12 protein-coding genes are annotated in these 13075 nt (G+C 69.7%); 4 read left to right on the top strand and 8 right to left on the bottom strand.

The genetic code is table 11. The features are described 5' to 3' along the window. Positions 1-4 precede the first annotated feature (4 nt). From OG439_RS00980 to OG439_RS00960, 5 genes are read right to left on the bottom strand one after another with little or no spacing between them, the layout of a single operon-like run. Entirely contained in the window at positions 5-595 is a 591-nt protein-coding gene (locus OG439_RS00980; protein WP_326947452.1) for a hypothetical protein, read from the bottom strand. Further along, positions 592-1344 carry a succinate dehydrogenase/fumarate reductase iron-sulfur subunit gene (locus OG439_RS00975; protein WP_247063007.1) on the bottom strand — a complete coding sequence of 251 codons (753 nt, stop codon included), beginning with the start codon at positions 1342-1344 and terminating at the stop codon, positions 592-594. The genes OG439_RS00980 and OG439_RS00975 overlap by 4 nt, the downstream gene beginning before the upstream one ends. Continuing rightward, positions 1341-3260, bottom strand: a complete 1920-nt coding sequence (locus tag OG439_RS00970; protein WP_326947451.1) for a fumarate reductase/succinate dehydrogenase flavoprotein subunit — start codon at positions 3258-3260, stop codon at positions 1341-1343. Before OG439_RS00970 ends, OG439_RS00975 begins: the two co-directional genes overlap by 4 nt. A gap of 52 nt (positions 3261-3312) precedes the next feature. Further along, positions 3313-4137: a hypothetical protein gene (locus OG439_RS00965; protein WP_247063003.1), complete on the bottom strand. Its 825-nt coding sequence runs from the start codon at positions 4135-4137 to the stop codon at positions 3313-3315. Further along, a complete protein-coding gene (locus tag OG439_RS00960; RefSeq protein WP_247063001.1) occupies positions 4134-4421 on the bottom strand; it encodes a hypothetical protein in 288 nt (95 codons plus the stop codon). The genes OG439_RS00965 and OG439_RS00960 overlap by 4 nt, the downstream gene beginning before the upstream one ends. Positions 4422-4673: 252 nt before the next feature. Here OG439_RS00960 and edd point away from each other — a divergent pair, with 252 nt between their 5' ends. The 4 genes from edd (at position 4674) to OG439_RS00940 (ending at position 10698) form a co-directional block, all read left to right on the top strand. Further along, entirely contained in the window at positions 4674-6569 is a 1896-nt protein-coding gene (gene edd, locus OG439_RS00955) for a phosphogluconate dehydratase (RefSeq protein WP_326947450.1), read from the top strand. Then, a complete protein-coding gene (eda, locus tag OG439_RS00950) occupies positions 6566-7171 on the top strand; it encodes a bifunctional 4-hydroxy-2-oxoglutarate aldolase/2-dehydro-3-deoxy-phosphogluconate aldolase (protein ID WP_326947448.1) in 606 nt (201 codons plus the stop codon). The genes edd and eda overlap by 4 nt, the downstream gene beginning before the upstream one ends. A gap of 213 nt (positions 7172-7384) precedes the next feature. Continuing rightward, positions 7385-9385, top strand: a complete 2001-nt coding sequence (locus OG439_RS00945; RefSeq protein ID WP_326947446.1) for a PEP/pyruvate-binding domain-containing protein — start codon at positions 7385-7387, stop codon at positions 9383-9385. Positions 9386-9405: 20 nt separating this feature from the next. After that, on the top strand, positions 9406-10698 hold the full coding sequence (locus OG439_RS00940) for an MFS transporter (protein WP_326947445.1): 1293 nt from the start codon (positions 9406-9408) through the stop codon (positions 10696-10698). 242 nt (positions 10699-10940) lie between these two features. Here the strand turns inward: OG439_RS00940 and OG439_RS00935 are convergent, their stop codons facing one another. The 3 genes from OG439_RS00935 to OG439_RS00925 all read right to left on the bottom strand — a co-directional run bounded on the left by OG439_RS00935 (position 10941) and on the right by OG439_RS00925 (position 13032). Then, a complete protein-coding gene (locus tag OG439_RS00935) occupies positions 10941-11468 on the bottom strand; it encodes a regulatory protein RecX (RefSeq protein WP_247064101.1) in 528 nt (175 codons plus the stop codon). A 90-nt stretch (positions 11469-11558) separates the two neighbouring features. Further along, positions 11559-12605 (bottom strand): recombinase RecA, encoded by a 1047-nt coding sequence (recA, locus tag OG439_RS00930; protein ID WP_247062979.1) that lies wholly within the window; start codon positions 12603-12605, stop codon positions 11559-11561. Between the two features lie 232 nt (positions 12606-12837). Then, the gene (locus OG439_RS00925) at positions 12838-13032 is read right to left on the bottom strand and encodes a DUF3046 domain-containing protein (RefSeq protein WP_247062976.1); all 195 of its coding nucleotides are present in this window, start codon (positions 13030-13032) and stop codon (positions 12838-12840) included. Positions 13033-13075: the final 43 nt, after the last annotated feature.

Raw genomic sequence — 13075 nt, 5'->3', positions numbered from 1 at the left:
CCTGTCACGCCGACGCGACGATCTCCGCCGCGAACCCCGCCAGGCCCGGCTCCCGCCGCTCGCAGGCCCGCGCCAGCCGGGCGACGTCGGCGGCCCAGTCACCGGTGGCCCGGTCGGCCGAGCCGATCCGGGCGAACCCGCGGTCGAGCAGGCCCCGCGCGTCGTCGAACCGGCCGCGCGCGACAGCCTTCACCGCGCCGAGCGCGTTGGCCAGCGCGCTTTCCGGCCGGGACCACTCGTCGTCCGCGGCCGGCGCGGGAACGTCGTCGGCCGCCGCCGTCCGGACGTCGAGGTCGAGCCGCCAGAACAGCGGCACGCCGGCGAACCGGACGAAGACGAGGCGCTGCACCGGCGAGTGCAGGAAGTCGGGCGAGAACCGCACCGAAGCGACGGGCTGGACCGCCGCCAGTACCGGCACCACGTCGAGACACGAAGGGAACGCGGTGGCCGGCACCAGCCACTCGACGTCGATGTCGCTGTAGGCGTCCGCCGTCCCGTGGGCCAGCGACCCACGCAAAGACGCTCGCGAACCGGCTTCGGCCGCCGGAAGAGCGGCCAGCAGACGGTTCGCGAGCGTCGAACGAGAAAGCGTCACTTGTCCCGGCGGAAGAGCTTGTTGCCCAGCCAGACGATCGGGTCGTACTTGCGGTCCGCCACGCGCTCCTTCATCGGGATGAGCGCGTTGTCGGTGATGTGGATGCCCTCCGGGCAGACCTCGCTGCAGCACTTGGTGATGTTGCAGAGGCCGAGGCCGTGCTCCTCCTGGGCCGCGTCACGCCGGTCGGCGACGTCGAGCGGGTGCATCTCCAGCTCGGCGATCCGCATCAGGTACCGCGGCCCCGCGAAGGACTCCTTGTTCTCCTCGTGGTCGCGCACGACGTGACAGGTGTTCTGGCACAGGAAGCACTCGATGCACTTGCGGAACTCCTGCGAGCGCTCGACGTCCACCTGCTGCATCCGGTAGTCACCCGGCTTGAGGTCGGCGGGCGGGGTGAACGACGGGATCTCCCGCGCCTTCGTGTAGTTGAACGACACGTCGGTGACCAGGTCGCGGATCACCGGGAACGTCCGCATCGGCGTCACCGTGACGACCTCGTCCTCGGTGAACGTCGACATCCGCGTCATGCACAGCAGCCGCGGCTTGCCGTTGATCTCCGCCGAGCACGAACCGCACTTGCCCGCCTTGCAGTTCCAGCGCACCGCGAGGTCCGACGCCTGCGTGGCCTGCAGCCGGTGGATGATGTCGAGGACGACCTCACCCTCGTTCACCTCCACCGTGAAGTCCTGCAGCGCGCCGCCCGTGTCGTCGCCGCGCCAGACCCGGAAACTCGCTTTATAACTCATGGTTTGCTCCCACCGGGGTGCGTTTCGAGTTCTCCGTCGGTGTAGTACTTCCCGAGCTCGCCGAACTCGAACAGCTCCAGCAGGTCCTGGCGCAGCGGCACCTGCTCCTTGACCGTGACGCCGACGTCCGGCACCACCGGGTTCTCCCCCGGCGACGACGCGCACACGAGAAGCTTGTGCCGCCACTCGGGATCCATGCCCGGGTGGTCGTCGCGGGTGTGCCCGCCGCGGCTCTCCGTCCGGGTCAGGGCCGCCTTCGCGACGCACTCGCTGACCATCAGCATGTTGCGCAGGTCGATCGCGAGGTGCCAGCCGGGGTTGAACTGCCGGTGCCCCTCGACGGTGACGTGCAGGATCCGGTGCCGCAGCTCGGCCAGCTTCACCAGCGCCTGCTCGATCTCGCCGGCCTTGCGGATGATGCCGACCAGGTCGTTCATCGACTGCTGCAGCTCGGTGTGCAGGGTGTACGGGTTCTCGGCCGACGCGCCCGCCGGCGGGTCGAACGGCGCGAGCGCCATCTGCGCCGCGGCGTCCACATCGGACTGCGCGACCGCGGGCCGGTCGGTCAGCCCCAGCACGTACTCGGCGGCGCCGAGCCCGGCGCGGCGGCCGAACACCAGCAGGTCCGACAGCGAGTTGCCGCCGAGCCGGTTGGAGCCGTGCATGCCGCCCGAGCACTCGCCCGCGGCGAACAGCCCGGGCACGCTCGACGCGGCCGTGTCCGGGTCGACCTCGATGCCGCCCATCACGTAGTGGCAGGTCGGGCCGACCTCCATCGCCTCCGCCGTGATGTCGACGTCCGCCAGCTCCTTGAACTGGTGGTACATCGACGGCAGCCGCTTCTTGATCTCCTCGGTCGGCAGCCGGCTGGCGATGTCGAGGAACACGCCGCCGTGCGGGGAGCCGCGTCCCTCCTTGACCTCGGAGTTGATCGCCCGGGCCACCTCGTCGCGCGGCAGCAGGTCCGGCGTGCGCCGGTTGTTGTCCGCGTCGGCGTACCAGCGGTCGGCTTCTTCTTCGCTCTCCGCGTACTGGCCCTTGAACACCTCGGGCACGTACTCGAACATGAACCGCTTGCCCTCGGAGTTCTTGAGCACGCCGCCGTCACCGCGCACGCCCTCGGTGACGAGGATGCCCTTGACGCTCGGCGGCCAGACCATCCCGGTCGGGTGGAACTGGACGAACTCCATGTTGATCAGCTTCGCGCCCGCCCGCAGCGCCAGCGCGTGGCCGTCGCCGGTGTACTCCCACGAGTTCGACGTCACCTTGAACGACTTGCCGATGCCGCCGGTCGCGAGCACGACCGCCGGCGCGTCGAAGAGGATGAACCGGCCGCTCTCGCGCCAGTAGCCGAACGCGCCGGCGATGGCGCCGTCGCTGGTGAGCAGCTCGGTGACCGTGCACTCGGCGAAGACCTTGATCTTCGCCTCGTAGTCCCCGGTCTCGGCGAAGTCCTCCTGCTGCAGCGAAACGATCTTCTGCTGCATCGTGCGGATCAGCTCGAGCCCGGTCCGGTCACCGACGTGCGCCAGCCGCGGGTACGTGTGCCCGCCGAAGTTGCGCTGGCTGATCCGGCCGTCCGCGGTGCGGTCGAACAGGGCGCCGTAGGTCTCGAGCTCCCAGACGCGGTCCGGCGCCTCCTGGGCGTGCAGCTCGGCCATCCGCCAGTTGTTGAGGAACTTCCCGCCGCGCATGGTGTCGCGGAAGTGGACCTGCCAGTTGTCGTTCGAGTTCGCGTTGCCCATCGACGCGGCGCAGCCACCTTCGGCCATCACCGTGTGCGCCTTGCCGAACAGGGACTTGCACACGACCGCGACGCGGTAACCGCGTTCGCGCGCTTCGATCACCGCGCGCAGACCGGCACCACCGGCACCGATCACCACCACGTCGTAGCTGTGCCGTTCGACCTCGGTCATGTAGGGATTCCACCTCGGAAAATGGGGACGGTCTTGTCGGGAAGGACGGGTGTCAGTTCACGAATCTCAGGTCCGCGATGGCCCCGCTGGCCACGAGCATGACGTAGAAGTCGGTCAGCACCAGCGTGCCGAGCGTCGTCCAGGCCAGCGCCATGTGGCGGGTGTTGAGTTTCGTCACCTGCGTCCAGATCCAGTACCGCACCGGATGCTTGGAGAAGTGCTTCAGCCGGCCACCGGTCACGTGCCGGCACGAGTGGCAGGACAGGGTGTACGCCCAGAGCAGGACGACGTTGGCGAGCAGGACGACGTTGCCCAGCCCGAAGCCGAAGCCGCCGGTCTTCCCGTGGAACGCCATGATCGCGTCGTAGGTGTTGACCAGCGACACCACCAGCGCCACGTAGAAGAAGTAGCGGTGGACGTTCTGGATGATCAGCGGCAGCCGCGTCTCGCCGGTGTACTTCGCCTTCGGCTCCGCGACGGCGCACGCCGGCGGGGAGAACCACACCGCCCGGTAGTAGGCCTTGCGGTAGTAGTAGCAGGTCAGGCGGAACCCGAGCAGGAACGGCAGCACGACGAAGCCGAGCGGGATGAACCCGGGCAGATCGCCGAACCAGTGGCCGAAGTGGCTCGAGCCCTCGACGCAGGACGTGGACAGGCAGGGTGAGTAGAACGGCGTCAGGTAGTGGTAGTCGGGCACCCAGTAGGCGGTGCGCACGAACGACCGGACCGTCGCGTAGACGATGAAGGCGCCCAGCCCGAGCACGGTGAGCAGGGGCTGGAGCCACCATCGGTCGGTACGCAGGGTGCGTTCGGCGATCCTGGCCCGTTTCGGGGACCGGACGCCGGTGCCGACGCCGTTGTCAGCCGGAGCGCTCACCGCTGGTCGCGCTTGTAGCCGCCGACGCCTTCGTCGTCCGCGCCGTGCCACAGCGCCGGGTCGTACGGCGTGTCGGGAACTTGGACGCGCTCTGCGGCCTTCGCCTGCGTCGGTACCGCGAGCGGGGTGCCGTCGAGGTCGGCCGTGTCGATGTCGAGGCGCTCCACGTCGTTGGCGAGGCGGCGGACGGCCGAAGCGTCGCCGTAGCGTGAGCGCAGTGCGCCGACGCACTGCCTGAGCTGACCGATGGTTCGCCGCAGCTCGGCGATCTCGGAGGTGGACATCATGCCTCCCGTGTGGTGGGGCCGGCCGGGCCGGTTGGCGATCGCGTCGCCGGGACCGACTCTGCCGTTCGTCGTGCAGTGTGACAAGTAGCACATTAGCTAAGTAGGGGCGTGATCGGGGTCACTGGGGTTGATCTTCTGAATCGATTTTGATTCGGCGTTCGCGACAGGTAGTGTGGCCAGCGTCACGACCCAGAGGCGCCAGTGCAGCCGTCCCGCGGACCACCACGAACCAGTGATCCGGAGCCGGACATGAGCAACCCCGCCACCACACCCCTGCACGAGACCGTCGCCGGCGTCACCGCGCGGATCACCGCGCGCAGTGCGGCGACCCGCACCGCGTACCTCGGCCGCATGGCCGCCGCGCACGCCGAAGGCCCGGTCCGCCGCGGCCTCGCGTGCAGCAACCTCGCCCACGGCTTCGCCGCCATGGAGGGCGCCGACAAGGAGGCGCTGCGGGCCGCCCGCGCCCCCGGCGTCGCGATCGTCTCCTCCTACAACGACATGCTTTCGGCACACCAGCCGATGCAGGAGTACCCGGCCTGGCTGAAGAAGGCCGTGCGCGGCGCGGGCGGTGTCGCCCAGTTCGCCGGCGGCGTCCCCGCGATGTGCGACGGCATCACGCAGGGCCGCGCGGGCATGGAACTGTCCCTGTTCAGCCGCGAGGTCATCGCGATGTCGACGGCGATCGCGCTGTCGCACGACATGTTCGACGCGAGCCTGCTGCTGGGCGTCTGCGACAAGATCGTGCCCGGCCTGCTGATCGGCGCCCTGTCCTTCGGGCACCTGCCGGTGATCCTCGTACCCGCCGGGCCGATGAACTCCGGCCTGCCGAACAAGGAGAAGGCGCGGGTCAGGCAGCTGTACGCCGAGGGCCTCGCGACCCGCGAAGACCTGCTCGACGCCGAAGCGGCGTCGTACCACTCGGCCGGGACCTGCACGTTCTACGGCACCGCCAACTCCAATCAGATGGTCGTCGAGGTGATGGGCCTGCACCTGCCCGGCGCCAGCTTCGTCCAGCCCGGGTCCGCGCTGCGGCGCGCGCTGACCGAGGAAGCCGGGCGCCGCGTCGTCACGCTTTCGCGCGGCGAGGAGTACACGCCGGTCTCGCGGATCCTCGACGAGAAGGCGTTCGTCAACGGCGTCGTCGCGCTACTGGCCACGGGCGGGTCGACCAACCACACGATGCACCTGGTCACGATCGCCGCGGCCGCCGGCATCCAGCTGACCTGGGACGACTTCTCCGACCTCTCGGCCGTCGTGCCGCAGCTGGCGCGGGTCTACCCGAACGGCAGCGCCGACATCAACCACTTCCACGCCGCCGGCGGCATCCAGTTCCTCGTCGGCACGCTGCTCGACGCCGGGCTGCTGCACGAGGACGTCCACACCGTGGCCGGCTTCGGGCTGCACCGCTACCGGGCCGAGCCGATCCTGTCCGACGGCGAGCTGGTCTGGCGCGACGTGCCGACCCGCAGCCTCGACGAGGACGTGCTGCGCCCGGCGTGGCGCCCGTTCGCCGCGGACGGCGGGCTGCGGATGGTCGCGGGCAACCTCGGCCGCGCCGTGGTCAAGGTGTCCGCCGTGGCGCCCGAGCACCGGATCGTCCAGGCGCCGGCGCGGGTGTTCACCACGCAGGAGGCGTTCACGGCCGCGTTCGAGGCCGGCGAGCTGGACCGCGACGTCGTCGTGGTGATCCGGCAGCAGGGTCCGCAGGCCAACGGCATGCCGGAGCTGCACGGCCTCACCCCGGCGCTGGGTGTGCTGATGGACCGCGGGCACCAGGTGGCGCTGCTCACCGACGGCCGCATGTCGGGCGCGTCCGGCAAGATCCCGGCCGCGATCCAGGTGACGCCGGAAGCCGCGGCGGGCGGCCCGATCGCCCGCGTCGCCGACGGTGACGTCGTCCGGCTGGACGCCGCCGCGGGCACGCTCGACGTCTTCGTCGGTGACGAAGAACTCGCCCTCCGTGAACTTGTGGACGGGCCGCCGTCCGAAGCATCCTGGACCGGCACCGGCCGAGAGCTGTTCGCCGCGTTGCGCCGTGCCGTCGGACCCGCCGACCAGGGCGCTTCGGTGTTCGGCGGTTTGACGCCGGAGCACTTCGGCATTCCCACGCACTCGTTGGAAACCCAGGAGGTTGGTCAGTGACCACCGGTTCGGACCTGCTCGCGCTGTCCCCCGTGATGCCCGTCGTGGTGATCGACGACGCCGACGACGCGGTGCCCACGGCCCGGGCCCTGCTCGCCGGCGGGATCGGGGTCATCGAGCTGACCCTGCGCACGCCGGCGGCGCTGGCCGCGATCGAGCGCGTCGCGACCGAGGTCCCGGACATCGTGATCGGCGCCGGCACGGTCACCTCGCCGGACCAGGCGAAGCAGGCGGCGGACGCGGGAGCGAAGTTCCTCGTGACGCCGGGCTGCACGGACGCCGTCGTCGATGCGTGCTTCGAGTCCGGGCTGCCGTTCCTGCCCGGCGCGAGCACGGTGTCGGAGGCGATGAAGCTGGCCGAGCGCGGGCTCACGGCGTTGAAGTTCTTCCCGGCCGAGGCGTCCGGCGGGGTCGCGTACCTGAAGTCGATCGCGGGGCCGTTGCCGTCGCTGAAGTTCTGCCCGACGGGCGGGATCACGGTGGCCTCGGCACCGACGTACCTCGCGCTGCCGAACGTCGGCTGCATCGGCGGTTCGTGGCTGACGTCCTCACTCGATGTCTCCACGATCGAGAAGCTGGCCGCGGAAGCCGCGAAGCTGTAGCGCAGATCACCTGCAGGAAATCCCTCCCCGAACGGCGGAACCGGCGTCCGGATTCCGGGAGCACCGTTCCAGTGCGCTGGAACGGTGCTCCGAGAGAGTGTGGCGGCCGTCATGGGTTCCGCCATTTGTTCCAGTCACCGGGCCATTCGCGCCACAGTCGGTGATTCACCGCCTGTTAACGTCCCCCCTCGCAATTTCCAGCGAGGAGAACCGGTGTCCCTGACCAGCGTGGTCGCCCCCAGCACGTCCCCCGAGAACGTCGCCGCACTCGTCGGCGAACGGCTTTCCCTGTCCGCGCTCCACCAGCTGTGCGGCACCCTCGGCGGCTATTCCTTCGTCAAGGTCGTGGTCGATCGCGAACTGCGGACGATCCACTTCCTGAACGACGCGCGTCATTCCTTTCACGCGATCTATATCGGTGAGGAGATCCTCGGCGTCCCCGAAGCCCGGGTGCGCGCCGAGATCGACGGCTACAACGAACGCTTCTACCACGCACCGGACCGCCGGTTCCTGCTCGGCATCCTCGCCCTGCACACGCGGCAGGAGAAGAAGATCCTCTCGCTGGAGACGGTCGAGGTCGACACCATGCCGGCCGCGCTGATCCGCGAGTTCCACGCCTTCGTGGCGGAGCACGTCGACCCGGCACTGCCGCTGCTGTTCAAACCGGCGAACCAGCTGCAGGAACGGCTCGTCCGGGAGATCCCGGCGGCCGAGCTACCCCGCGTCTTCGCCCACGAGCTGTTCTCGACGGCACCGTTCGTGGCGCTGAACCCCGGCACGACGACCGGGCGGCTGCGCGCGTTCCGGACCGAAGCCGAGTACCGGGCCGCCACGGCCACAGGCGGGCTGGCCTGGTCGGACATCATCGTGATGGACCGGGTGCCCGACGACATCCCGCGGCTGTCCGGCATCGTCAACGCCCGGCACACGACGCCGTTGTCGCACACCAACGTGCTGGCCACCGGCTGGCAGATCCCGAATGCCGTCCAGCTCGGCGCGCTGGCCGAGATCGAGCGCCGCGGGCTCGACGGCAAGTGGGTCGAGTACACCGTGGACGAGCGGTCGCTCACGCTGCGGGAGGTCGACGAGCCGGCCGACGCGGCGCCGCCGTCCTGGTACGCCCAGCGCGTCACGCTCGAGGAGCCCGAGTCCGACCACAGCCCGATCGTGAACCTCGCGCGGCTGCGCGCGACCGACCGCTACCGCTACGGCACCAAGGCGGCGAACCTCGGCGAGCTGCACCACGTCCTGGCCTGCGGTTCGCAGCGGCTGCTGGGCTTCTACCAGGTCCCGCGGCCGCCGCGGGAGAACCTGCTGCCGCACCTGGCCCAGCTGCTGGGCATCCCCGCCGGCGCTTCGGTGGCCGACCTTTCCGACGCGGCCCGCCGGCTGCTGGACGAGCGCATCCGCGTGCCGCGCGGGATCGCCCTGCCGTTCTCGCTGCAACGGCGGTTCCTCGAGTCGTCGCCGCGGATCCAGCAGGCGATCGGCAAGCTGAAGATGGCGCTGGAACTGGACGCGCGGGAGATCGAGCCGTTGTGCGTCGAGCTGCAGAGCCTGATCCGCTCGGCGCGGATGCCGGGCGCGCTGGCCGGGGAGATCGACTCCGCGCTGGTGTCGCAGCTGGCCGGGGTGCGCACGTTCGTCGTCCGCAGCTCGTCGAACGCCGAGGACCTCGCCGGGTTCTCGGCCGCCGGGATCTACGAGTCGATCAACCACGTCACCACCGCCGAGCGGATCTTCGCCAGTGTCAAGGAAGTCTGGGCGTCGCTGGTGTCGGTGCGCAGCGTCCGGCTGCGCCACCAGGCCGGGATCTCACTCGACGAGTGCTACATGGGCGTGGTGATCCAGGAGCAGGTCGCGGCCGACTTCGGCGGCGTGCTGGTGACGACGAACCCGATGAACCGCGCGGACTTCCGCACGGTGTACGTCAACGTCTCGCCGAAGGTCACCGACGTCGTCGACGGCTCGACGCTGCCCATGCAGTACCTGTACTCGACGGTCGAGGGCGGCGGCCGCACGGTGTCCCTGGGCGACGCGGCAGCGGACCTCGACGAGCGCGCCCACGAGCAGCTGCAGCGCCTCGCGGTGGCCGGACGCCTGCTGCAGGCGCACTTCTCCCCCGACTACACGTTCGACTCGCCGGTGGACGTCGAGTGGCTCGCGGACCGCGACCACGTCCACATCGTCCAGCTGCGCCCCTATTCGGCCTGACTTTCCCGGAGACACACATCATGTTGGGCTTCCGCCTGCCCGCGAAGCCGGCCGTGCAGCGCGCCGTCCGGTTGACCTACGGGTTCCAGTTCTTCTTCGGCCTGTTGTTGTGGGTGCCGATCTTCTACCAGTACCAGAAGCTCGTCGGCCTCGACGACGGCCAGATCTTCGGCATCCAGAGCATCTACTACACCGTGTTCTGCCTGCTGGAGATCCCGACCGGGATGATCGCCGACCGGTTCGACTACCGGACGTCGCTGAAGGCCGGCGCCGCGGTGCTCGTGGCCGCGAACCTGGTGCCGGTGTTCTTCGGTTCCTACACCGGGTTCCTGATCCACTTCATCCTGATCGCGCTGGCCAGGTCCCTGGTGTCCGGCGCGCAGAGCGCGTACCTCTACGAGTACCTGCACGCTCAGGGCGAAGGTGAGCACTACCTTCGCGTGGAGGGCGTCGGCCGCGCGTACAGCCTGATCGGCAAGATCGTGTACTGGCCGGTGATCGGCCTGCTGATGGCGTGGAACCTCCCTTCCCCGTACTGGCTGACGGCGCTCAACGCGGCCATCGCCCTGGCGTTCGCCTTGAAGCTGCCCCCGATCCCGGGCGGCCGCCGCGCGGCCGGCAAGACGGCGTCCCTCCTCGCGGGCGTCGGCGGCGCGCTGTCGGCGCTGCGGTCGTCGCGGTGGTTGTTCTTGCTGATGGTGCAGGGCATCGCGATGTTCACGCTGGTGCGGATCTGCCAGGTGAACCTGTTCCAGCCGATCCTGGAGTCGAAGACACTCTCGGTGAACTGGTACGGCGCGGTACTGGCCGCCATGACGGTCTTCGAGGCCCTGGGCGCGGCCCGCCCCCACCGGCTGCGGCGCGCCATCGGCCCGGTCGCCTCGGTGTTCACCCTGACGATCGTGATGGCCCTGTGCCTGGGCTTCATCGTCCCGGCCGGCACGGTCCCGACGGTGCTCCTGCTGTGCGTCTTCGCCGTGGCGACGGGCATTTCGTTCCCGATCCAGAAGCAGCTCCTGAACGACTCCATCCCGGACTCCCGCTACCGCGCGACGCTCCTGTCGATAGAGTCCATTGTGGACCGAGCGGTGTGCGCGCTGGTGGCGGTAGCACTGGGCGCCTACCTGTCGGCCGGCCGCCTCGACGAGTTCCTGGTGCTCTCGGCAGCGGTCACGTGCGTGGCGATGGGCCTGCTGGCGGTGCTGCTGCTGGCAGTCCGCAAACACCGCTCCGACCGCCGGCCGCCAACAAAGCGAACGGCACCGGCGGAGCAGGAGGCGGTACCGGCGGCAGCACCGGCCACCTCGGCATGACGTGCGGCCGGTGCTCGCAACGCGGCAAGCACCGGTGCGCCCGGACGCCCGGCGGCACACCCACACTCCCGGCACAGCCCCACCGCATCCGCCGGGCGCAATGACCGGCCCGAACCGCAACGGCCTGGTCCGGCCACAGGGCAGCCCGGCGACGATCACATCCGAGTGCTCGATGGGTCGTGCTTAGCCCGTTCCAGGCAAAGCACCTTCACCCGCCGTGGCCTCACCGGGCCCGGTGGCTGTCAGTCGATGTAGGCGTCGTCCAGGAGGGTGGACTCCGCGCCGTACTCGCGGAGTTCCTCCTTGATCACCGTGTACGCCAGCCCTTGCGGGTAGCCCTTGCGCGCCAGGAAGCCGAGCAGGCGCCGCAGCGCCGTCTGCTCGTCGACGTTGCCCAGGGACCCGAGCCGCTTGCGGACCAGCTCCCGGGCCATCTGCTCCTCGGACTCGCGGTCGACCTCGCCCGCCGCCTGCGCCGCGACTTCGTCGTCGACGCCCTTGCGCCGCAGCTCGGCCAGCAGCGCGGTGCGGGACAGCCCCTGGGTCGTGTGCCGGGACTTCACCCACAGCTCCGCGAACTCCGCGTCGTTGACCAGCCCCGCCCGGTCGAGCTTGCCGAGCAGGTTTTCGCTGGTCTCCTCGTCGAAGCCCTTGCGGTGCAAGGCCTGCCGGAGCTCCTCTTGAGTACGCGCCCGCACGGCCAGGAGGTCGTAACAGACCTCCTTGGCCTTCTTGAAGCGCTCCTCCGGGGGCAGCTCCGACGGCGGGATCTTCGGTGCCCTCGCCACCTCGGTCACTCCTCGTCGTTCATGCGCGCCTCACCGTGAACCGCTGCCACGGTGAGGACCCAGGACCCTCTCCTAGAAGTCGACCGGCGCCGGCACAGCTTCGACGGCTTCGGCGTCGAGCTGCGGGCCGATGCCGAGCTTCTCCTTGATGCGCTTCTCGATCTCGTTGGCGATGTCCGGGTTCTCGCGCAGGAACTTCCGCGCGTTCTCCTTGCCCTGGCCGAGCTGGTCGCCCTCGTAGGTGTACCAGGCACCGGACTTGCGCACGATCGCCTGGTCGACACCCATGTCGATGAGCGAACCCTCGCGGGAGACGCCGTGGCCGTACAGGATGTCGAACTCGGCCTGCTTGAAGGGCGGGGCCATCTTGTTCTTCACGACCTTGACGCGGGTGCGGTTGCCGACCGCCTCGCCGCCGTCCTTGAGCGTCTCGATGCGGCGCACGTCGAGCCGGATCGAGGCGTAGAACTTCAGCGCCTTACCACCGGTCGTGGTCTCCGGGGAGCCGAACATGACGCCGATCTTCTCGCGCAGCTGGTTGATGAAGATCGCGGTGGTGCCGGAGTTGTTCATCGCACCGGTCATCTTGCGCAGCGCCTGGCTCATCAGGCGGGCCTGGAGACCCACGTGCGAGTCACCCATCTCGCCCTCGATCTCGGCGCGCGGCACGAGCGCGGCCACGGAGTCGATGACCAGGATGTCGAGCGCGCCGGAGCGGATCAGCATGTCCGCGATCTCCAGCGCCTGCTCACCGGTGTCCGGCTGGGAGACGAGCAGCGCGTCGGTGTCGACGCCGAGCTTCTTGGCGTACTCCGGGTCCAGCGCGTGCTCCGCGTCGATGAACGCCGCGATGCCGCCGGCCTTCTGCGCGTTCGCCACCGCGTGCAGGGCGACCGTGGTCTTACCGGAGGATTCCGGGCCGTAGACCTCGACGACACGGCCGCGGGGCAGCCCGCCGATGCCGAGTGCGACGTCGAGGGCGATCGAGCCGGTGGGGATCACGGCGATGGGCGCGCGGCCGTCGTCGCCGAGGCGCATGACCGAGCCCTTGCCGTACTGCTTGTCGATCTGCGCAAGGGCGAGTTCGAGCGCCTTGTCCTTGTCGGGTGCTGCAGGCATGGAAGTCCACCTCGCTGGTATGAGCCCGCCGGGGCTCTGTTCGGTTCTTCAGCTGTCCGGTCCGACGCTAGCGGCGGGGTCCGACAATTCCAGGCGCGGCGCCCCATCTGTGGATCGCTGGACCCGTATGTGGACAACACCATAGACGAACACCTGTTCGAGGTCGGCAGCGACACACCCCTGCGTTAGGATTTTCGCCCGCCCGGGTAGGGGCCGGCCGTATCCCCGCAGGTCAGCGCCGTTCCGCCGGGACGTCGAAGGCGTCGCAGACCTCTCGCCAGATCTCTTTCGCCGGGATTCCCGCGGTCAGCGCCTGGTCGACAGTACGGCCGCCGAGCGCGCTGAGCACGTGATCCCGTGCCAGCACCTGGGCCCGCCCGGGACCGAACTCGTCGGCCATCAGCCGCCGGAAAACCGTGATGCGCATCGGAGCCATGCTATCCGGGCGGTCGTGCCGGGCACGAACGGCC

Origin of the sequence: Amycolatopsis sp. NBC_01307 (assembly GCF_035975215.1) — a bacterium.
Taxonomy (GTDB): Bacteria; Actinomycetota; Actinomycetes; order Mycobacteriales; family Pseudonocardiaceae; genus Amycolatopsis.
Note: the sequence above shows the minus strand (reverse complement) of the source record. Positions and strands in the feature narration are given on the sequence as shown.